This window comes from Bradyrhizobium campsiandrae, from assembly GCF_014529705.1.
Lineage (GTDB): Bacteria > Pseudomonadota > Alphaproteobacteria > Rhizobiales > Xanthobacteraceae > Bradyrhizobium > Bradyrhizobium campsiandrae.
The window spans coordinates 36,534-56,134 of record NZ_JAANIH010000013.1; the positions used below are offsets into that span (position 1 = coordinate 36,534).

17 protein-coding genes are annotated in these 19,601 nt (G+C 65.7%); 5 read left to right on the forward strand and 12 right to left on the reverse strand.

What is annotated here, in order from left to right; genetic code table 11:
- Positions 1-87: 87 nt before the first annotated feature.
- The 5 genes from G8O24_RS11900 to G8O24_RS11920 form a co-directional block, all read right to left on the reverse strand.
- A complete protein-coding gene (locus G8O24_RS11900) occupies positions 88-810 on the reverse strand; it encodes a nucleotidyltransferase family protein (protein WP_188099384.1) in 723 nt (240 codons plus the stop codon).
- A gap of 126 nt (positions 811-936) precedes the next feature.
- Complete coding sequence (locus tag G8O24_RS11905; protein ID WP_188099386.1) at positions 937-1,254, reverse strand: PilZ domain-containing protein; 318 nt, start codon at positions 1,252-1,254, stop codon at positions 937-939.
- Positions 1,255-1,339: 85 nt separating this feature from the next.
- Positions 1,340-2,860 carry a tRNA (adenosine(37)-N6)-threonylcarbamoyltransferase complex ATPase subunit type 1 TsaE gene (gene tsaE, locus G8O24_RS11910; protein ID WP_188099388.1) on the reverse strand — a complete coding sequence of 507 codons (1,521 nt, stop codon included), beginning with the start codon at positions 2,858-2,860 and terminating at the stop codon, positions 1,340-1,342.
- On the reverse strand, positions 2,857-5,361 hold the full coding sequence (locus G8O24_RS11915) for a PAS domain-containing sensor histidine kinase (protein ID WP_188099390.1): 2,505 nt from the start codon (positions 5,359-5,361) through the stop codon (positions 2,857-2,859). Before G8O24_RS11915 ends, tsaE begins: the two co-directional genes overlap by 4 nt.
- Before the next feature lie 259 nt (positions 5,362-5,620).
- Positions 5,621-6,517: a LysR family transcriptional regulator gene (locus G8O24_RS11920; RefSeq protein WP_188099391.1), complete on the reverse strand. Its 897-nt coding sequence runs from the start codon at positions 6,515-6,517 to the stop codon at positions 5,621-5,623.
- Between the two features lie 293 nt (positions 6,518-6,810).
- On the opposite strand from G8O24_RS11920, the gene G8O24_RS11925 reads away from it, so the two are divergent.
- Positions 6,811-7,545, forward strand: a complete 735-nt coding sequence (locus tag G8O24_RS11925; protein ID WP_188099393.1) for an SDR family NAD(P)-dependent oxidoreductase — start codon at positions 6,811-6,813, stop codon at positions 7,543-7,545.
- Positions 7,546-7,561: 16 nt separating this feature from the next.
- Positions 7,562-8,155 (forward strand): NADPH-dependent F420 reductase, encoded by a 594-nt coding sequence (locus tag G8O24_RS11930; protein WP_244645825.1) that lies wholly within the window; start codon positions 7,562-7,564, stop codon positions 8,153-8,155.
- 52 nt (positions 8,156-8,207) lie between these two features.
- Here G8O24_RS11930 and dut read toward each other — a convergent pair whose 3' ends face one another.
- The 4 genes from dut to ubiE form a co-directional block, all read right to left on the reverse strand.
- Positions 8,208-8,666 carry a dUTP diphosphatase gene (dut, locus tag G8O24_RS11935; protein ID WP_188099396.1) on the reverse strand — a complete coding sequence of 153 codons (459 nt, stop codon included), beginning with the start codon at positions 8,664-8,666 and terminating at the stop codon, positions 8,208-8,210.
- Positions 8,663-10,123 carry a bifunctional phosphopantothenoylcysteine decarboxylase/phosphopantothenate--cysteine ligase CoaBC gene (gene coaBC / locus G8O24_RS11940; protein WP_188099399.1) on the reverse strand — a complete coding sequence of 487 codons (1,461 nt, stop codon included), beginning with the start codon at positions 10,121-10,123 and terminating at the stop codon, positions 8,663-8,665. The genes dut and coaBC overlap by 4 nt, the downstream gene beginning before the upstream one ends.
- 63 nt (positions 10,124-10,186) lie before the next feature.
- Positions 10,187-11,761, reverse strand: coding sequence for a 2-polyprenylphenol 6-hydroxylase (gene ubiB, locus G8O24_RS11945; RefSeq protein WP_188099400.1), 1,575 nt, complete (start codon positions 11,759-11,761; stop codon positions 10,187-10,189).
- Positions 11,758-12,519: a bifunctional demethylmenaquinone methyltransferase/2-methoxy-6-polyprenyl-1,4-benzoquinol methylase UbiE gene (ubiE, locus tag G8O24_RS11950; RefSeq protein WP_188099405.1), complete on the reverse strand. Its 762-nt coding sequence runs from the start codon at positions 12,517-12,519 to the stop codon at positions 11,758-11,760. The genes ubiB and ubiE overlap by 4 nt, the downstream gene beginning before the upstream one ends.
- An 81-nt stretch (positions 12,520-12,600) precedes the next feature.
- Here ubiE and mutM point away from each other — a divergent pair, with 81 nt between their 5' ends.
- A complete protein-coding gene (gene mutM / locus G8O24_RS11955; RefSeq protein ID WP_188099408.1) occupies positions 12,601-13,506 on the forward strand; it encodes a bifunctional DNA-formamidopyrimidine glycosylase/DNA-(apurinic or apyrimidinic site) lyase in 906 nt (301 codons plus the stop codon).
- 144 nt (positions 13,507-13,650) lie between these two features.
- Here the strand turns inward: mutM and G8O24_RS11960 are convergent, their stop codons facing one another.
- Complete coding sequence (locus tag G8O24_RS11960; RefSeq protein ID WP_188099411.1) at positions 13,651-14,391, reverse strand: nucleotide-binding protein; 741 nt, start codon at positions 14,389-14,391, stop codon at positions 13,651-13,653.
- Between the two features lie 251 nt (positions 14,392-14,642).
- On the opposite strand from G8O24_RS11960, the gene ggt reads away from it, so the two are divergent.
- Positions 14,643-16,322 (forward strand): gamma-glutamyltransferase, encoded by a 1,680-nt coding sequence (ggt, locus tag G8O24_RS11965; protein ID WP_188099412.1) that lies wholly within the window; start codon positions 14,643-14,645, stop codon positions 16,320-16,322.
- A gap of 3 nt (positions 16,323-16,325) precedes the next feature.
- On the opposite strand, the gene G8O24_RS11970 is transcribed toward ggt, so the two are convergent.
- Positions 16,326-17,687 carry a serine protease gene (locus tag G8O24_RS11970; RefSeq protein WP_188099414.1) on the reverse strand — a complete coding sequence of 454 codons (1,362 nt, stop codon included), beginning with the start codon at positions 17,685-17,687 and terminating at the stop codon, positions 16,326-16,328.
- Positions 17,688-17,778: 91 nt separating this feature from the next.
- Between G8O24_RS11970 and G8O24_RS11975 the strand changes: the two genes are divergently transcribed.
- Positions 17,779-18,582: a HesA/MoeB/ThiF family protein gene (locus tag G8O24_RS11975; protein WP_188099416.1), complete on the forward strand. Its 804-nt coding sequence runs from the start codon at positions 17,779-17,781 to the stop codon at positions 18,580-18,582.
- An 8-nt stretch (positions 18,583-18,590) separates the two neighbouring features.
- Here G8O24_RS11975 and G8O24_RS11980 read toward each other — a convergent pair whose 3' ends face one another.
- The gene (locus tag G8O24_RS11980; protein WP_188099418.1) at positions 18,591-19,598 is read right to left on the reverse strand and encodes an aldo/keto reductase; all 1,008 of its coding nucleotides are present in this window, start codon (positions 19,596-19,598) and stop codon (positions 18,591-18,593) included.
- Positions 19,599-19,601: the final 3 nt, after the last annotated feature.

The following is a 19,601-nucleotide window of genomic DNA, read 5'->3' on the forward strand; positions in this document are numbered from 1 at the left end:
CCTGATTCGGAATCAGGGCAATATAGGCACGCAGGCTCGAATGGTCATGGGTCGGGGCGAAATCGTCCCCGCTGTTCGCCGCTGACCTTACGCCACGCTCTCCAGAAACGCCTCTTCCGCGGCGTGCACGGCGTCGGGCGTGCCGACATGCATCCAGACGCCGTCGAGACGCAGGCCGAACAGGCGATCCTGCTCGCCCGCGCGGTCGAACATTTTGGTCAGCGAGAACTCGCCCTGCGGCGCGCCTTCGAAGATCTTCGGCGACAGGATTGCCGCGCCCGCATAGACGAACGGGACGATCTCCTTTTCCTTGCGCTTGCGCAAGGATCCGTCGGGCAGCATGCCGTAATCGCCGCGGCCGTTATAGCCGATGCTGGTCGCCGTCGGCGCCATCAGCAGCAGGATGTCCATGCTTGCAGGGTCGAAGTTTTCGGCGAGCCGCGTCAGGTTGGAGCGCACGCCGTCGATCCACAGCGTGTCGGAATTGACGTGGAAGAACGGCGCATCGCCGAGCAGCGGCAGCGCCTTGACCACGCCGCCGCCGGTGCCGAGCACCTGGTCGCGCTCGTCCGAGATGGTCACGCGCGGATGCTGGCGGGCTCTGGTGTGCGCGATGATCTGGTCGGGCAGATAGTGCACGTTGACGACCGCCTCGGTGACGCCGGCCTGAGCGAGCTTGTCGAGCACGTGGTCGAGCAGCGGCTGGCCGGCCACCGGCACCATCGGCTTCGGCATCTTGTCCGTCAGCGGACGCATGCGCAGGCCGAACCCTGCGGCGAGCACCATGGCTTTGGTCGGTTTGACGGGCATCCTTCGCCTTCTCGAACCCCGGAAATCTCTGTGTCGCGGCAAACCCTAGCACGAGCCCCGGTCAGCCGCACCGCGTATCGACCGCCTTAGCCAGCCGCCGTGACGGTTGTACGACGTGTGTTGCCGTCACGCCCCGACGGCTGTGGAACGCGCCTTTTTCTTCTTGTCGCCGACCTTCAGGAAATTGACGCCGATCTGGTCGCCATTGACCCAGGCCAGTTCGCAGCGCCGATAGGCAAGTCCGGTCGACGACAGCACCAGGAAGAATTCCTTCAGGTGCAAACCTTCGACCGAGCCGTCGATGGTCAGCTTGGCGCCGCTCTCGGAGACGTCCTCCATGGTGCACTCACGCCGCCAGGTGCCGTCGATACCCATCATCTGGGCCGGCACCCCACGTTCGAAAACGACCCGGTTGTTCCCGCGCTGGTCCGCTTTGACCGCCATTTGTCCTGCTCCAGCCCCTCGATGTCCGGCTGCCGCAGGCGATGATACCGGTGCGATGGCTAACAGCCGGTAAATCGGTTCCGATTCAGGATTTGGGGGCCGGGACGTTAGCGAGATACCAGTCGCGCAAGGAGGCCAGCGCCGGGTGCGCCAGCGAGCGCTGCAGATAGGTCCAGATCCGTGGCTGGTGGCGTAGATAATGCGGCTTGCCGTCGCGGCGGTTGAGCCGGGCGAAGGTGCCGAGCAGGCGCGTGTTGCGTTGCGCCGACATGATGGCATAGAGCTCGGCGAAGCCGGCCGGATCGAAGCCAGCATCCTGCGTGCGCCGTGCCTTGATGTAGCGCGACAGCAGCGTCAGTTCGAGCGCTTCAGGCACGTCGATGCGGGCATCCTGCAGCAGCGACACCACGTCATAGGCGTGCGGGCCGAGCACCGTGTCCTGGAAATCGATCACGCCGACGCGTTCGGCGCCGGTCCGGTCGGCGAGCCAGATCAGGTTCGGCGAGTGGTAGTCGCGGATGATCCACGTTCGCGGCGCGGCCAGCGGCTTCTTCAGCAATTCGCGCCACATCGCGAAGAACTCCGCGCGTCTCTCGCCGCTGAGCGGCGCGTTGCGATCGGGCAGGTACCATTCCGGCATCAAGCCGATCTCGATCAGCAGCGCCTCGGTGTCGAACGCGGGAATCGTGTAGGTCTGCCCGTCCAGCGGCAGCGTTTCCGGCAAGGTCTTGCCGTGCAGCATGGCCAGCACGTCGGTTGCGGCCTCATAGCGTTCGGCAATCGGCCGCGGCGGATCGCCTTCGATCACGCCTTCGCTGCCGAAATCCTCCGAGATCAGAAAGCCGTGGTCGAGATCGACATGATGAATCTTCGGCGCCGAGATGCCTGCCGCGCGCAAACCCTCGTCGATGGCGACGAACGGCCTGATGTTTTCGGCCAGATGCACCGCGGCGCTGTAGGATTTGCCGTTGTAGATTGCGGCGCCGTCGGGACGCTGCGGCGAGTTCATCAGGATGACGACGCTGTCGTCGCGGATCAGGCGCGCATAGGAGCGCGTCGAGGCATCGCCGGCCATGCGCTTGCGCCCGGCGTCGAGATAGCCCGAGGCCTCGAGGAATTCGCGCAAGGCCTGCAGTCGCGCGACCGTCGCGGCGCCCTTGCCGTAGCCGGTGATGTCGGCGGCACGCGCATTCGACCCCAGCGCCGGCCGATGCGTCAGCGCGATGTCGATGCGGTCTTGGGGCATGGCCGACGGCGCCCGCTCCGGCCATTCGATCAGCACCAGCGTGGCCTCGGGAAGCGGCGACAGCCCGATCTCCTCGAGCTCGCGCTCGTCCTCGACGCGGTAGAGATCGGCATGCATCACCGCGAATGCCGGCAGCTCGTAGCCCTGCACCAGCGTGAAGGTCGGGCTCGGCACTTCGAGCTCGTCGTCGCCGGCGAGGTAACGGATCATGGCGCGGGCGGCCGCGGTCTTGCCGGCGCCGAGGTCGCCTGACAGCGTGATGGTGTCGCCGGGCCCGATCAGCAGCGCGAGATCGGCCATCAATTGTGCGGTGGCCGTCTCGTTGGGAAGCGCGACCGAGAATGTGGTGGATTCGCTCATTCGGCGGCGTCGCGATGCGCCGCCTGGTCGGTCGGGAAGTCGCAAGTGACGACCGTGCCTTTGCCGACGGCCGAATCCACCTGCACCTTGCCGCCATGCAGCTCGACGAAGGAGCGCACCAGCGACAGGCCGAGCCCGGCGCCGCGATGACGCGAGCCTTGCGAGCGGCTTTCGAACCAGTTGAACACCTTGTCCTTCATGTCGGCGGGTATTCCAGGTCCGGAATCTGTCACAATGAAGACAACGCTGCGCTCGGTGCGGCGCGCGCTGATCCCGACGGTGGAATCCTGCGGCGAGAAGCCGACGGCATTGGCGAGCAGGTTATAGAGCACCTGCACCACCCGCTTCTCGTCGCCGATGAAGCTGCCGACGTCGGGCGCGATCTCGACCTTGAGGCGGATGCGGTCGGTGGCGAGGCGGTCCTGGATGCCTTCGGCGGCGAGCTCGATGGTCTTGCTGACATCGACCGGGCCGAGCTCCAGCTTCATCGCGCCGGCATCGATGGTGGCGAGGTCGAGAATGTTGTTGGTCAGCGCCAGCAGCGCATTGGTCGATTTGGTGACGTAGTCGAGATATTCGGCCTGTTTCGGCGTCAGCGGTCCGGTCGAGGGATCGCTGAGGAAGTGCGCGAAGCCGATGATGGTGGTGAGCGGCGAGCGCAGCTCGTAGGAGACGTGGTGGACGAAATCCACCTTCATCTGGTCGGCCGCCTCCAGCGCCTCGTTGCGCTCGCGCAGCGCGCGCTCGACGTTCTCGGTGTCGGTGATGTCGAGGAAGGTCAGCATGGTCGCGCCGTCATGCAGCGGACGGATCATGCCGTCGAGCACGCTGCCGTCCTTGCGCTCCAGCTTCAGCGGCACGTCGACGCGGTTCTCGATCGAGGTGATGGCCTCGCGGATCTGGCGCCAGACGATGGCGTCGTCGAACAGCTGCTGGCACCAGCCCTCGACCGTCTGGATATGCGGCTCCTCGCGCATGGCATCGTTCGAGAGCTTCCACATCCGGACAAAGGCCGGATTGAACAGCTGCGCCTTGCCGTTGCTGCCGAACACGGCGACGCCCTCGGCGAGGCTGTCCAGGGTCTCGCGCTGCACCCGGATCATGCCGTCGAAACGGCGGGCGAGCTCGAGGCTCTCGGTGACGTCGTCGAACAGATAGGTGACACCGCCTTCGGGGTTCGGCGTGGTGACCACCGACAGCGCGCGGCCGTCGGGCAGGTACCAGGTGTCCTTGGCGGCCTCGACCGCGCGATAGGCCTCGTGCAGCTTGGCCTTCCAGGCGCGGAAATCAGGCTGCTCCTGCAATTTGCGCGCGGCGCGGAGCTGGTCGAGCACGCTGGAATCGTCAGGGTGGGTGTCGAGGAAATTGCGGTCGAGGTCCCACAGCCGACGGTAGGAATCGTTGTAGAAGGCGAGCCGGCGCTGGCCGTCGAACACGGCAACGCCGGAGGAGAGCTGGTCGAGCGTGCGGCGATGCGCCTCCGCCATCCGCACCAGCGCCGCGCTCAGCGCGTCCGCCTCGGATGCGTCGATCGCGACGCCGACGCTGCCGGTCCCGACATTGACCGCGCGCACGTCATACATACGCCGCTCGCCGCCGGTCACGATCGGCAGCCGCGAGGTGAACTGGGCTGCCTCCTTCAGGCCGCGCTCCATGGCGCTGCGGTCGGCGCTGTCGAGCAGCTCGAGCTTGCGCTCCTGGGCGTCGGCAATGCTGCTCGCCTCGGTCGCGCGCATATAGGCCGGATTGGCGAAGGTCAGCGCGCCGTTCTCGCCCTTGGCCCAGATCGGCCAAGGGCTGGCCGCGGCGAAGCCGCGCAGCATCTCGGTGTCGTCGGCGAGCGCTCTGTAGCGCAGATTGGTCTCGGCCAGGTCGCGTCGCAGGCCGGATAATTCGCGAATCCGGACAATGGCTTGGCCGCCGATGGCACGACCGATCGCCTCCAGCGTATGGCCGTTGGCGGTGGTCAGCGTGAGCTGGAAGCCGTCGCCGCGTTCGCGCAAGGCATCGACGGCATGATCCATCTGCAGCGCGGGTTCCGGCGGCAGCCAGGTTCCAAACGCGAGCACGCGCTGCGGCGCCGAATCGCGCGGCAGCACCATCGCAATGTCGCCGGAGATCTGCGCGCGATCATCGCCGGCCGGCCAGGAGATCAGGATCTGCGGCTCGGCGAACAACATGGCGCCGAAGCGGTCGGCCTGCAGCTGCAGTTCCCTGATCCGCCCGCGCAGCGCGGCCTCGTTCTTGGCCGTGCGCACGCGGGTGCGCATCAGGAGGATCGCGGCGACGACGGTGAAGCCGAGCAAAGCGAGCGCGGTGGCCAGCACCGCCAGTTCCTGGCGGTTGAAATCCAGCAAAATCGAGAGTGTGTCGACCAGGTCGGCGGCCTCCGCCGGCTCAGCCGGCAGCAGCGCTGCGAGAGCGCCTCCGAATAGGCTGTTGCGCACCAGCGAAGTGCACGACAGCAGCGTCCGACGCATCGACACGATCACGCCTGACATAGTTGCCCCAAGACCGCACGAATTGACGCGCGCGGCGACCCCCGTCGCGCGCGAATCAAACGACAATACCCTCACCGCGACTCCACCGGTAAGAGTCCAGACCGTGAACGCAAAGGTGGCCCCAAAAAAATGCCGGGCGCGTGGTTCCAACCACAGGTAATTCTGCGGATGATTCGGCTGAGATTGCCAAGCGTTAGCGTGCCATGCTGCGATGCAGGTGCTCGCTCCCACGGCAAGTGTCAGCCGCGCGCTGCTGCGCTCATTCGCTCGCTCCGGATAGTCCCGCCAGAAGCGGCGCGTACGCGGCGAGCCTGCGGGATACGAACTCCGCGAACAGCCGCACGCGCTTCGTCTTGCGTGTCTCCCCCTGTGTGAGAAGCCAGACCGTTCCGTACATGTGCAGGTCGGTGCCCGGCACCCTCACCAGCAGCGGGTCGGCATCGCCGACGAAGCACGGCAGCGTCGTCATCCCGATCCCCTGTCGGACGGCCACGATCTGGGCCCCGGCATCGGTGACCCGGAACGGAACCTCGGCGGCGCGAACCTCACCCCCGTGGGCCCAGTCCGGGATGCCATGAATGCTGATGACGATCCACCTGACAGGATCGGGCGCGCCCGCACGCCACGCGGCCAGCCGATCCCTGGACATGTAGATGCCTCCGAACAGCTCCGGTCCCTTCAGGCCGTGAAGATTGAGCGGCAGGGTCTTGCGGTCGTAGACGACGCGGATCGCGACGTCGGCCTCCCGGCTGGTCAGATTTGCGAGCTCGCCGGACGACATGATTTCCATCTCGATGTCCGAATGCAGACGCGCGAAATCGGCGAAATCCGGCATCAGGAGGTGTGTCGCCAGCGGCGGTGCCAGTGTCACGCGCAGACGCCCGCGCACATTCTGGTCGCGGCCGAAGACGCGCGTCTCCAACTGGTGCGACGACGCTTCCATTTGGTCCGCGAGCTCGAGGACCTCCTCACCCGCAGCGGTCAGGCGGTAGCCCGAAGGCAGCTTCTCGAACATCTGCGCTCCGAGCCGCTCCTCCAGTTGGGCGACGCGTCGCAGCACGGTCGAGTGATTCACCCCGAGGCGCTCGGCGGCGGCCCGCACCGAGCCTCCGCGCGCGACGGCAAGAAAGTAGCGAACGTCATCCCAGTCGATCATGGTGCAATCCGGCACCGCCGAGGTGCCCTTCCAAAGCCCGTGCCCACAGTCCGTCAAGCGGCATCTCGTCTGTGGGTAGCACGGGCGCTCACCGCAGCCCATGCCGACGAGCGCAGCTCAATTCCGAACAGCGGACAGCGATCGTCGCGGCTGGCATCCGTCGTCCGGGCGGATCGATTTCGCACCACCGATGTGCGCGCTTCCACACTCAACGCCTGACGCCGTCAGGCCTATGTCGAGGTTCTCGGGGGGCCTCCCCGAATGGCCAAGGACGAAGTCCCAAAGGAAAAGTCATGGGTAAGCTGGACGGTAAGATTGCAGTCATCACGGGTGGATCGAGCGGCATGGCGCTGGCAAGCGCCAGGCGATTCGTTGAAGAAGGCGCCTATGTTTTCATGACAGGCCGGAGGCAGCAGGCGCTCGATGAGGCCGTCAGGCTGATTGGCCGGAACGTGACCGGCGTGCGCGGTGACGCGGCCAATCTCGACGACCTCGACCGCCTGTTCGATACGGTGAAGCGGGACAAGGGCAGGATCGACGTCCTGTATGCGAGTGCCGGCACGGGCGAAGCCGTCCCGCTGGGCGAGATTACCGAGCAGCATTTCGATGCGACCTTCGGCCTCAACACGCGCGGCACGCTGTTCACGGTTCAGAAGGCGTTGCCGCTGTTCAGCGATGGCGGATCGATCTTCATGACCGGGTCAGTCGCGTCGCTGAAAGGCTTTCCCGGTTACAGCGTGTATGCGGCGAGCAAGGCGGCATTGCACGCATTCGCGCGCGGGTGGCTCAATGAACTGAAGAGCAGGAATATCCGGGTGAACGTGCTGCACCCGGGGCCGATCGCCACACCGATGCAGGACCAGGTCCTCACCGAGGAGGCGAAGCGGATGTTCGAATCCCTGATCCCGCGGGGAAAAATGGGTCGTCCTGAGGAAATTGCGGCGGCCGCGCTGTTTCTGGCTTCAGACGAGTCGAGCTTCGTGAATGGCCTGGAGCTGTCGGTCGACGGCGGCTTCTCGGCCATCTGAACATCGGAGAAACATCATGAGCTACGCCATTGTCGGATTCGGCAAGATAGGCCAGGCCCTCGCCCAAGCCTTCGCTCGCAAGAACATCGAGGTGACCGTCGCGAGCCGGCGGCCGCCCGAGGCGTTGGCGCCGCAGGCTGGGGCAATTGGACCCACGGTCGTCGCCACGTCGCTGCGGGATGCGCTCCAGGCCGACACGATCATCCTGGCGGTCCCGTTCGGGGAGCATCGCGAAGTTGCGAAGGTTTTGCCGAGTTGGAAAGGCAAGACGGTGATCGATGCGACGAACGCGTTTGGTGAAGAGCCGGACAGTTTCCCGTCCTCTGCCTTGGTGGCGAAGGCGTTCACCGGCGCCAGGCTTGTGAAAGGCTTCAATCACCTGCCCGCTGCGGCCCTGGCTGCCGATCCGATCGTCGAGGGTGGCCACCGGGTCGTCTTTCTGTCTAGTGACGACGAGGACGCGACGGCTCCCGTGGCCGCCTTGGCCAAACAACTCGGCTTCGCACCCGTCAAGCTGGGCAAGCTCAACGAGGGTGGCGCGCTGGTGCACGCACGCGGCCGCATTTGGGGGCCGCTCATTTTCCAGGATGTGTTCAAGCAGGAACAGTAGCCACTGTCAGAGTGCCGACCTCTCCCGCCTGCTTGCGGGAGAGGCAAGAAAGCTACCGCCCCGTCGAGCCAAATCCGCCGGCGCCGCGATCGGTCGGCGATAGTATCGTCACCGGGACCAGCGCGGCCTGGACCACCGGTGCGATCACCATCTGCGCGATGCGCTCGCCGCGCTTGATCACGAAGGATGCCGCTCCGTGGTTGATCAGGATCACCTTGATCTCGCCGCGGTAGTCGGCGTCGACAGTGCCGGGCGAGTTCAGCACGGTGACGCCGTGCTTGGCGGCAAGCCCGGAGCGCGGGCGCACCTGGGCCTCATGGCCCGGCGGCAACGCGATCGCGAGCCCGGTCGGTACCAGCGCGTATTGACCAGGTGCGAGCGTCATCGGCTCGTCCTCCGGCACCGCTGCCATCAGATCGAGGCCGGCTGCCTCCGCAGTCTGATAGGCCGGCAGCGGCAGGCCCTGGGCATGGGCCAGTTGCTGCAGTTCGACGGTGACCTCGGTGCTCAAGATGCCGGCTCCGGAGATTTTTTGGCGGATTTGTCGGTCACGCTCTTCACGATATGCGCGACCAGTTCGATGGCGACTTGTTCCTTGGTCATGACAGGCCAGGAATCAACCGACATCTCGCCGTTCTCAGCAGCATTCTTGCTGATGAGGTGCACGGTATTGCGATCTCCGCCCATCACCCCCGTGGCGGGCGAGACGTCGTTGGCGACGATCCAGTCGCAGCCCTTGCGGGCGAGTTTGGCCTTGGCGTTGTCGATGAGATGCTCGGTTTCGGCGGCGAAGCCGATCACGAGCGGCGGGCGTTGGTCGGCGAGCTTGGAGATCGTGGCGAGGATGTCGGGGTTTTCGACCAGTTGCAGCGGCGGCATGCCGGCCGATGTCTTCTTCAGCTTCTGCTCGCCTTCATTGGCGACGCGCCAGTCGGCGACGGCGGCGGCGAAGATCGCGATGTCGACGGGAAGGGTCGCCTGCACCTGGTCCAGCATCTGCCGCGCCGATTCGACATGCTTCACGGTCACGCCGGCGGGGTCGGCGAGATCGACCGGGCCGCTGACCAGGATCACCTCGGCGCCCGCGGCCTGCGCCGCGGCGGCGATGGCAAAGCCCTGCTTGCCGGAGGAACGGTTGGCGATGTAGCGCACCGGATCGATCGGCTCGTGGGTGGGACCTGCGGTGATCAGCACCCGCTTGCCGGCGAGCGGGCGCGGCACCGGCGGCCGCAGCAGTTTCTCGGCGGCATTGGCGATCTCGATCGCTTCCGACATGCGGCCGACGCCGGCTTCGCCCGCCTCGGCCATCTCGCCGGAATTGGGCCCGATCATCAGCACGCCGTCGCGCTGCAGTTGCGCGACGTTGCGGCGGGTCGCCGCATTGTTCCACATCAGCGGATTCATCGCCGGCGCCAGCAGGATCTTTCTGTTAGTCGCGAGCAGGATCGCGCTGGCGAGATCGTCGGCATGGCCGTTGGCCATCTTCGCCATCAAATCGGCGGTCGCGGGCGCCACCACGATCAGATCGCAGTCGCGGGCGAGGCGGATATGGCCGGCGTCGAACTCGCTCTGCGGGTCGAACAGATCGGTGTAGACGCGCTCATGGGAGAGCGCGCTGACCGAGAGCGGGGTGACGAATTGCGCGGCCGCCTTGGTCAGGACGCAGCGCACCTCGATGCGCCGCTCCTTCAGCCTGCGGATCAGGTCGAGCGACTTGAACGCCGCGATGCCGCCGCCGATGATCAGGGTGACGCTGGCCTCAGGGACGGCGCTGCTGCGCGAAGACGCGGGGGCTGGGGATGTCTCGGGCGGCAGCGCAAACGGCGTCAGCGGTTCCTCGCGGCCTTCGATCAACTCCCCGAGGATGATCCGGACCTCTTCCTCGACCGACCTGCGGTTCCTGGCTGAGCGAAGGCGCAAATAGGTTTTGACGCTCTCGTCGAGCTTGCGGATGGTCAGGCTCGCCATAATGCCTCGCTCCAGCACGGAATGATGGCGATGCTATCATTCGAATGATTGCAGTGCAATCAATTACAGATTCCGGACGGCGACCAAGATGCCGATGAAGGTCGCGGCGATGATCCAGAGCGCGACGGTGCGCCAGCGGTTCTTGCGGCCCTCGCTGCGGCCCATCGCGGCGATGCTCTCCGGCGACAGGCGGATGCCTTCCCGCGTCATGGTCTCCAGCTGCTCGAGCACCGCAACCGAGCGCTGGGCGATGTCGGGCAGGCGTATCAGCACCTTGGCGAGGTCGCCGCCGCCGGCCAGCGCCCCCTGCACCCGGCCGATCGGTCCGAGATTGCGTTCGATCCATTCACGCACGACGGGATCGGCGACCTTCCAGATGTCGAGTCTGGGATCGAAGCCGCGCGCCACGCCCTCGACCACGACCATGGTCTTCTGCAGCAGGATCAGCTCGGGCCGCGTCGTCATGTCGAACAGGCCGGTGACCTCGAGCAGCAGCGTCAGCAGCCGCGCCATCGAGATCTCCTCGGCGGTGCGGTTGTGGATGGGCTCGCCGATGGCGCGGATCGCTTGCGCGAAATTCTCCACTGAATGGTGCGCAGGCACGTAGCCCGCCTCGAAATGCACCTCGGCGACCCGGCGATAGTCGCGGGTGATGAAGCCGAGCAGGATTTCGGCTAGGAAGCGCCGCTCCTTCATGCCGAGCCGGCCCATGATGCCGAAATCGACCGCGACGAGGCGGCCGGCGTCGTCGAGGAACAGATTGCCCGGATGCATGTCGGCGTGGAAGAAGCCGTCGCGCAGCGCGTGGCGCAGAAAACTCTGGATCACCTTGCGGCCGAGATCGGGCAGATCGACCTGCGCTTCCGCGAGGCGCTTGTGGTCGTTCAGCGCGATGCCGTCGATCCACTCCATCGTCAGCACGTTGTGCGTGGTGCGATCCCAGTCGACCTCAGGGACGCGGAAATCCGGATCGTCTGCCGTGTTCTCCGCCATCTCCGACAGCGCGGCCGCTTCCAGCCGCAGGTCCATCTCCATCGCGACCGAGCGCGACATCGTGTTGATGACCTCGACAAGGCGAAGTCGCCGCGCCTCGGCCGAATAGGCCTCGGCCTTGTGCGCGACGTAGAAGAAATCGGAGAGGTCGCGGCGGAAGCGCGAGGCTACGTTGGGCCTGAGCACCTTGACTGCAACGGGCTTGCTTATGCCGTCGCGCATCACCTCGCCGCGATGCACCTGTGCGATCGAGGCGGCCGCCACCGGCGGGCCGAACGTGACGAAAACGTCCTTCAGCGGCCGCTCCAGCGACGTTGCGATCGCAGCTTCGGCTTCGGCCTGGGAGAACGGCGGCAGGCGATCCTGCAGGCTCTCGAGGTCGCGCGCCATGTTGAAGCCGACGACGTCGGGGCGCGTCGCCAAAAATTGTCCGAGCTTGAGATAGGCCGGACCCATCCGCGTCAGCGCGCGCGAGATCCGCGGGCCGTGCTTGGCGCCGCGACGCTCGATGAGGCGCGCAAGTTTCAGCGCGAGTTGTCCCGGCGGCGGCACCAGGCTTGGATCGACGGCGCCGAACACACCCTCGCGGGCAAACACGAACGCCGCGCGGATCAGGCGCGATATGTGGGTGATGGCAGAAATCACAAACGCCAGCCCGAATGCAGTGCGACGATGCCGCCGGACAAAATCTGCCAGCTCACGCGGGAGAAGCCGGCCTCGCGGATCATGTCGGCGAAGGCGTTGGGCTTCGGAAATTTGCGGATCGATTCGACCAGATATTGGTAGGATTCGGCGTCGCCCGTGACCATGCGGCCGAGCGGCGGGATCACCTTGAACGAGAACAAATCATAGAGCTTGTCGAGGCCGGGCATCTCGACGCTGGAGAATTCCAGGCACAGGAAGCGGCTGCCGGGCCTCAGCACGCGATAGGCCTCGCGCAGCGCAAGGTCGATCCGCGGCACGTTGCGAATGCCGAAAGCGATCGTATATGCGTCGAAGCTGCTGTTGGCGAAGGCGAGCGCTTCGGCGTTGCCTTCGACGAAATCGACTTGTGTCTCGAGGTGACGCTTGGCGGCGCGCTCGCGGCCGACCGCCAGCATGTCGGAATTGATGTCGCAGACCGTGGCATGGAAGCCGGGCCCTGCCGCCTTGGCGGCCCGGAACGAGATGTCGCCGGTGCCGCCGGCGACGTCGAGCAGCGCGAACGGCCGGTCGCCCTTGGGCGGGTTGAGCGTGTTGATCATGATGTCCTTCCAGACCCGGTGCAGGCCACCGGACATCAAATCGTTCATCAAGTCATAGCGCGACGCCACGCTGTGAAACACATCGTTCACCAGCGTCTGCTTGTCCCCGAGGGGAACGTCTTTGAAGCCAAAATGCGTGGTTTCGCCCGGCCGATCCATTACTCTACTCCACTGGGCGGACCATAGCCCGCCCACCGCAATGGCGCTATCACACCGCCCTCAGAAGGTGAATGCCTGACCATGCCTGAATTGCCCGAAGTCGAGACCGTCCGCCGCGGCCTTCAGCCCGTCATGGAGGGGGCCAAAATCGTGGTCGCGGAGGCCCGCCGGCCGGATTTGCGCTTTCCGTTCCAACCCGATTTCGTGGCCCGGCTGCAGGGACAGATCGTCACGGGGCTCGGCCGGCGTGCAAAATATCTCATGGCCGATCTCGGCTCCGGCGACGTGCTGTTGATGCATCTGGGCATGTCGGGCTCGTTTCGGGTCATCAAGCCGGACAACGAGGCTGCGCCTGGCGAGTTTCACTATCCCAGGGGGAAGGACTCCGCGCACGATCACGTGCTGTTTCGGATGTCCTCCGGCGCCGACATCGTCTTCCACGATCCCAGGCGCTTCGGTTACATGAAAGTGATTGCCCGCAATGCCCTCGACGAAGAGCCGCTGCTGCGCGATCTCGGCCCCGAGCCGCTCGGCAACGAATTCGATGCCGCCATGCTGGCAAGGTCATGCGCAGGCAAGACCACGAGCCTGAAGGCCGCGCTGCTCGATCAGCGCGTCGTGGCCGGGCTCGGCAACATCTATGTCTGCGAAGCCCTGCACCGCTCGCACCTGTCGCCGCGCCGCATCGCGGCGACGCTCTCGACCAAGTCCGGACAACGCAAGGGCGTTGCCGGGGGCGAACCAACCGATCATGCCAAGCGCCTGGTGGGTGCGATCCACACCGTGCTCAACGACGCCATCAAGGCTGGCGGCTCGTCACTGCGCGACCATCGCCAGACCTCGGGCGAGCTCGGCTATTTCCAGCATTCGTTCAAGGTCTACGACCGCGAAGGCGAGAAATGCACGACGCCTGCCTGCGGCGGCACGATCAAGCGATTCGTCCAGAACGGGCGCTCGACGTTCTGGTGCCCGAAATGTCAGAAGTGACGTTAGTTCTACTGTGCATGGGGTTGTTTTCGACAAAACGCGAAGCGAAGCAATCCGGCCGGGCTGGTGGCCGGATTGCTTCGTCGCCTGGGCTCGTTCACCGGACAGCGAAGAGCCCGCCTGGACCTTGAGCGATCGCCCCGCTCAGGACGCCAGAGTGGTGGTTTCGTCCGCCGCGAGCTCGGTGGCGGCGTGCAACATGCCGTCTGCCGCCGACATGACCTGGTCGATCAGGAGATTGCCGGCGGAGAGATCGAGGCGGGTCTCGATCCAGCGCCAGAGCCCGCGGATCTCCTCGGTCGACTTCCCGTTCGGCGCGAACTCGCTGACGGCGAGGCCCGAGGCGAGCGAGTCCTGATGGTCGTTGCGCATCACGATCAGCGGGCGGGCCAGCACGTCGGCGAGATCGAGCGCGGCTTCCTCGGCGAGCGTGTTGGCTGCGTTGTCGATGCGCTGGCCGCGGATCGGCGTCTGGTTCAGCACGAAGCTGTAGGGCCGCTTCCAGGCGCGTGCGACGCTGACGGTCGAGATGGTCGCCTCGATGTCGGCGACGCTCGGGCGGGCCGGGATCAGGCAGAGGTCGGAGTGGCGGATCGCGGCGGTGGTCGCGGCGGAAAGGCCGGCGGCGGTGTCGACGATCGCAAGCTGCAGACCGCTGTCGGCCAGCATCGTCAGCCGCGGCGCGACATCGGCGGCGTGATAGATCGGCTCGACCACGACATCGTCGTTGTTGCGGCGGCGCGACCAGTTGGAGAGGGTGCCCTGCGGGTCGGTCTCGATCAGGCGGACGGTGAAGCCGGCCTGCTTGGCAGCCAGCGCGAGGCCGATGGCGAGCGTGCTCTTGCCACTGCCGCCCTTTTGGGTGGCCAGTACGATCGTGTGCATATGAAGATCAATCCTTTGGAGTGCTTGGGTCTTGCGGATAACGCCACGCGAACGTGCATCGCTTTTTGATGCTGAGCTCTTCTCGCTCAGGACGTGCCCTGCCCGATCCAAAGGGGACCGCGGATGTCCGAATCAACTGATACGATGATGGCAGAATCAGGAATGCCAGCTAATCCGTACCACTACTGGACCCGTAATCGCGCGTATGATGTGCTTGCTGTCGTGCACAAGCAAGAAGAAGGGCGAGCGGCATGGGCGGCAACTGGCGCGACCGGACAGCGACCACTTTTGAATGTCAGAAGATGCCGGCGGTCTCGAGCCGCGGCATGGTGGTGAGCAATCATCCGCTCGCATCGAGTGCCGGCGCCGAGATGCTGGCCGCCGGCGGCAACGCCATCGATGCGGCGATCGCCACCCTGTTCACGCTGACCGTGGTCGAGCCGATGATGGTCGGCATCATCGGCGGCGGCATGGCGCATATCAGGCTTGCCGACGGCAGCCATCGCGTCATCGACGGCCAGAGCACGGTGCCCGCTTCGGTGCGCGACACCACCTACACGTCCAGGCCAGGCTCGGCCCATGACGTGTTCGACACCGTCGGCAATGAGAATCTCAACGGACCGAAGGCGGTCGCGACGCCGGGCTCGCTGAAGGCCTGGTGCGAGACGCTGCAGAGGTTCGGCACCATGTCGCTGGCCGACGTCATGCAACCCGCGATCAAGCACGCCACGCGCGGCTATGCGGCAACGCCCTATCTGCACGAATGCATCAGCGAGAGCGCTGCCGAGATGCGCAAGGACAAGCCGATCGCGTCGGTCTTCCTGCCCAACGGCGAGCCATTGAAGGTCGGCGCGCGCGTGGTGCAATCCGAATATGCCGAGACGCTGCGCACTATCGCCGATCACGGTGAAAGGGCGCTCTATGAGGGGCCGCTCGGCGACGTCCTCGCCGACTACATGGAGAAAACAGGCGGCTTCATCCGTCGCAACGACCTCACCAGCTACAAGACCGTCGAGCGGCAGCCGATCCGCGCCGACTATCGCGGCTGGAGCATCCTCGGGCCGCCACCGCCTGCGGCCTCCGGCGTGCACATCGCGCAGATGCTGAACATTCTGGAAGGCTACGACATCGAAGGCCTCGGCTTCGGCACCTCGGAGACGATCCACTATCTCGCCGAGGTGCTGAAGATCGCCTTCGCCGATCGCGCCGCTGCGAGCGGAGATCCCGACTATGTCGGCGTGCCCGTGGAGAAGCTGACGTCGAAAGCCTATGCCGAGGAGCGCCGCCGCACGATCGACCCGACGCGGGCGCAAGCCTTCAGTGCCGGTGTGACGCAGCTCGAAAGCGCGCACACCACGCACATGACGGCGGCGGACAGCTTCGGCAATGTGGTCGCGACCACGCAGACCATCAACAATCTGTTCGGCGCCAAGATCATGATCCCGGGCCTGGGAGCCATCGCCAACAATTACATGAACCTGTTCGACCCGCATCCGGGCCACGCGCTGTCGCTCGCGCCGGGCAAGCGCGTGACGACCTCGATGTCGCCGATGATGGCGCTGCGTGACGGCAAGCTGCGCTACGCGTTGGGCCTGCCCGGGGGCAAGCGCATCTTCCCGAGCGCGATGCAGGCGCTGGTCAACCTGATCGACCACGGCATGAGTCTGCAGGAGGCCGTCGAGGCGCCGCGGGTCTGGACCGAGGGCAATGCACTCGAGGTCGAGCGGGCCATCTCTGAGAGCGTCCGCACAAAACTCACAGCGCTCGGCCACAAGGTGCAACCGGTCGCAACGGTCGCCGGCGGCATGAACGGCATCGCCTTCCACGACGACGGCACCATGACGGGCGCCGCCTGCTGGCGCGCTGACGGCACCCCAGTCGGGATTTCCGGCGGTCTCGCCAAGAGCGGGATCAGGTTCAGGTTGAGCTGAGCGTCATTTCCGCACGCAGATCACGCGCACCACGGCGGCTTTCGCATCGTTCGACGTGCCATTCGCGGTGACGCCGTTTGCCTTCAGGAAATCGCGCACCGTCTCCGCGGAAACCATCACCGCCTGTGCGACCGGCAAAGTGGTCGCGGGACCCGCAACCATCGCCGGCTTCAACAGCGCGATTCCCACGAATTTGCTTTGGCCATCCATGGCCGGGCTGCCGGAGAAGCCGACCGCTGGCGGCGGAGACAGCGCGGAGTCGCTCGTCGTCACCGGCGCGAGCGCGCCCTTGACGCTCGACACGGCCGCCGCGCCGCCCTGGCCCTGCGGATCGGCGATGCCGATGACATCGACACTCGTCTTCACAACGCCGCCCGCGAGACTGAGCGGCTTCAAGCCGCGCGCGCCGTAGATGTGCAGCAGCGCGAGATCGTGGTCCTTGTCCTCGGCGAGCCGATCGGCATTGCCGTAACCGCCGATGGTGATGGCGAGACAGGAATCGGTGACGAGGCGATCCGCCAGTATAGCGCCGTCGTCGCTGACGACGATGCCGGTGCCGTATTCGACGGTCTTGCGCGGCGCGGGTCCTGCCTGCGGTCCCGCCGGGAACGCGTTGAACGCGCTCGACATCGCGATCACGACCGGCTCGACCGTGTTCTCCATGGCCTGGTCATACAGGATCGTCATGATGCGCACCTCGTCGCCCCTAGAGGTGCCGCGCACGTAAAACTTCTTCAGGCCCTGCAACCCTGACAGCACGAAGAAATCGGGCTTCACCACGGTGTAGTCGACCTTGCGCCCCGCAGGCTCCTTCTTCTCGGCCTCCGCCAGTTTCGCCGTGGTCGGATTTGCCTCCTTGCGGCGGCTGAGCAGCACCTGCACCGTTCCGGTCGGCGAGGTCCATTTCGAGCCGTTGGCGTCGGTCGCCTGATTTGGCACCAGCTTTGAGGGAATGCCGAGCCGCGCGCCGCTGGTCATCTCGGTCACGATCTTCCAGCCGACGCTGTCCTGCTTGCGCCGTGCGGTTTCGGCGAGCGCGGCGCGTTCCTGCGGATTGAGCACGCCGGTTGGCTTGCCGCCCTTGGCCTTCTGGTATTCCTTGATGGCGTCGACCATGCGGGAGCTGACATCGCCGGTGATGGCGCCGTTATATTGACCGACCCAGGCAAGGTCGGATTGCAGCGACAGCCGCTCCGCCTGCGCCATCGCATCGGCGGTTTCCGACGGCGTCTGCAGGGCGGGCGGCTTGATCGGAACGGTCTGGACCACCTTCGGCTTGGTGCCGGGGACCTGCGGCGCCGTCATCTGGGCGCCCGCGCCTGTGGCGGACGCCAACATCAGTGTTGCCGCAAGCATCGATCTCATGACAAATCCAGCCAGCCCATTGAACGCGCGGCCATTGAAGCACATCTCGTTGGTCGCAAACAATGTTGCGGTGGTTCAGGAGTCAAAGAGCTTGCTCAGCCCGGACGAACTCGAACGCTATGCCCGCCATATCGTGCTGCGCGATGTCGGTGGTCCCGGCCAAGCCGCGCTGAAGCGGGCCTCGGTGCTGGTGATCGGTGCCGGCGGACTCGGTGCGCCGGCTCTGATGTATCTGGCGGCCGCCGGCGTCGGCACGCTCGGCGTGGTCGATGACGACGTCGTCTCGCTGTCAAACCTGCAGCGCCAGGTGATCCACACCACGCCCGATATCGGCCGGCACAAGGTCGAGAGTGCGGCGGAGCGGATCGCGGCGCTCAATCCGCATGTGCGCTTCGTCGGCCATGCCACCTGGCTCAACGCGGACAATGCGCTCTCGCTGATCGGCGACTACGATCTCGTGCTCGACGGGTCCGACAATTTCTCGACGCGCTACCTGGTGTCCGACGCCTGCTTTTTCGCGAAGCGGCCGCTGATATCAGCAGCGCTCGGCACTTTCGACGGTTCGCTCACCACCATTCGCGCGCATGAGACCAACGAGCAGGGCGAATTCAACCCGACCTATCGCTGCCTGTTTCCGGAGGCGCCGCCGCCGGGCACCGTGCCGGCTTGCGCGGAGGCCGGCGTGATGGGCGCGCTCGCGGGCGTGATGGGCTCGATGATGGCGCTGGAGGCGATCCGCGAGATCGTCGGCTTCGGCGAGGGCCTGGTCGGCCGCCTGCTGATGATCGATGCGCGTGCGATGCGCTTCGAGACGCTGCGCTACGCCCGCGATCCGGCCAATCCGCTCAACGGCGATGGGCCTGTGGTCGTCGACCTCAGCGCCCATCGCAGCTGATGTGACAGTTACCTCGTCGCCGGCTTCTCGCTGTCGAGATGCGCCATCTGCGCGGCGGCGTAGCGCGTGCCGGCCGCGACGTTTGGCGGGAAGGCCTTGGCCAACATGTCCAGATGCGCCGGCGTCAGTCTGATATCGCTAGCGCCGAGTGCTTCGGTCAGGCGGTTGCGGGTCTTGGCGCCGACCAGCGGCACGATATTATCACCCTGTGCCGCAACCCAGGCAATCGCGACCTGCGCCGGCGTCGCGCCGATCTCGCCGGCGATCGCGCGCAGTCGTTCCGCCAGTGCGAGATTGGCATCGAGGTTCTCGCCCTGGAACCGCGGCGTCATTAATCGGTAGTCCTTGCCCGTCTTGCCGGCGCTCTTCGACCAATGGCCGCTGATCAGGCCGCGCGCCAGCACGCCATAGGCGGTGATGGCGATGCCGAGTTCGCGGCAGGTCTTGAGGATATCGCGCTCGATGCCGCGCTCGATCAACGAATATTCGATCTGGAGATCGGCGATCGGATGCACGGCATGGGCGCGGCGGATGGTGTCGGAGCCGACTTCCGACAAGCCGATATGCCTGACATAGCCCGCCTTCACCATCTCGGCGATGGCGCCGATCGTCTCCTCGATCGGCACGCTCGGATCGAGACGGGCGGGACGGTAGATGTCGATGTAATCGGTGCCGAGACGCTGCAGTGAGTAAGCCAGGAAGTTCTTCATCGCGGCCGGCCGGCAGTCCATGCCGTTGAATTCGCCGGCGGGGCCGCGCAGTGCTCCGAACTTCACGCTGAGCTGCACCTTGTCGCGCGGAGTATCCTTCAGCGCTTCGCGCAGCAGCATTTCATTGTGACCCATGGTGTAGAAGTCACCGGTGTCGAGAAGCGTGATTCCGGCATCGAGCGCCGCATGCACCGTGGCGATGCTCTCGCCGCGATCGGCCGGACCGTAGGCGTCCGACATCGCCATGCAGCCGAGACCAAGGCTCGAGACGGTCGGGCCCGATGAACCGAGTTTGCGCTGTTCCATTGA

Coding starts and splice junctions, on each gene's coding strand:
- ubiE (WP_188099405.1), bottom strand. CDS start 12,519: ATGGATCGGCCGGGCGAAACCACGCATTTTGGCTTCAAAGACGTTCCC.
- G8O24_RS11920 (WP_188099391.1), bottom strand. CDS start 6,517: ATGATCGACTGGGATGACGTTCGCTACTTTCTTGCCGTCGCGCGCGGA.
- G8O24_RS11915 (WP_188099390.1), bottom strand. CDS start 5,361: ATGTCAGGCGTGATCGTGTCGATGCGTCGGACGCTGCTGTCGTGCACT.
- mutM (WP_188099408.1), top strand. CDS start 12,601: ATGCCTGAATTGCCCGAAGTCGAGACCGTCCGCCGCGGCCTTCAGCCC.
- G8O24_RS11905 (WP_188099386.1), bottom strand. CDS start 1,254: ATGGCGGTCAAAGCGGACCAGCGCGGGAACAACCGGGTCGTTTTCGAA.
- G8O24_RS11970 (WP_188099414.1), bottom strand. CDS start 17,687: ATGAGATCGATGCTTGCGGCAACACTGATGTTGGCGTCCGCCACAGGC.
- G8O24_RS11980 (WP_188099418.1), bottom strand. CDS start 19,598: ATGGAACAGCGCAAACTCGGTTCATCGGGCCCGACCGTCTCGAGCCTT.
- G8O24_RS11960 (WP_188099411.1), bottom strand. CDS start 14,391: ATGCACACGATCGTACTGGCCACCCAAAAGGGCGGCAGTGGCAAGAGC.
- tsaE (WP_188099388.1), bottom strand. CDS start 2,860: ATGAGCGAATCCACCACATTCTCGGTCGCGCTTCCCAACGAGACGGCC.
- ggt (WP_188099412.1), top strand. CDS start 14,643: ATGGGCGGCAACTGGCGCGACCGGACAGCGACCACTTTTGAATGTCAG.
- coaBC (WP_188099399.1), bottom strand. CDS start 10,123: ATGGCGAGCCTGACCATCCGCAAGCTCGACGAGAGCGTCAAAACCTAT.
- G8O24_RS11925 (WP_188099393.1), top strand. CDS start 6,811: ATGGGTAAGCTGGACGGTAAGATTGCAGTCATCACGGGTGGATCGAGC.
- G8O24_RS11930 (WP_244645825.1), top strand. CDS start 7,562: ATGAGCTACGCCATTGTCGGATTCGGCAAGATAGGCCAGGCCCTCGCC.
- G8O24_RS11900 (WP_188099384.1), bottom strand. CDS start 810: ATGCCCGTCAAACCGACCAAAGCCATGGTGCTCGCCGCAGGGTTCGGC.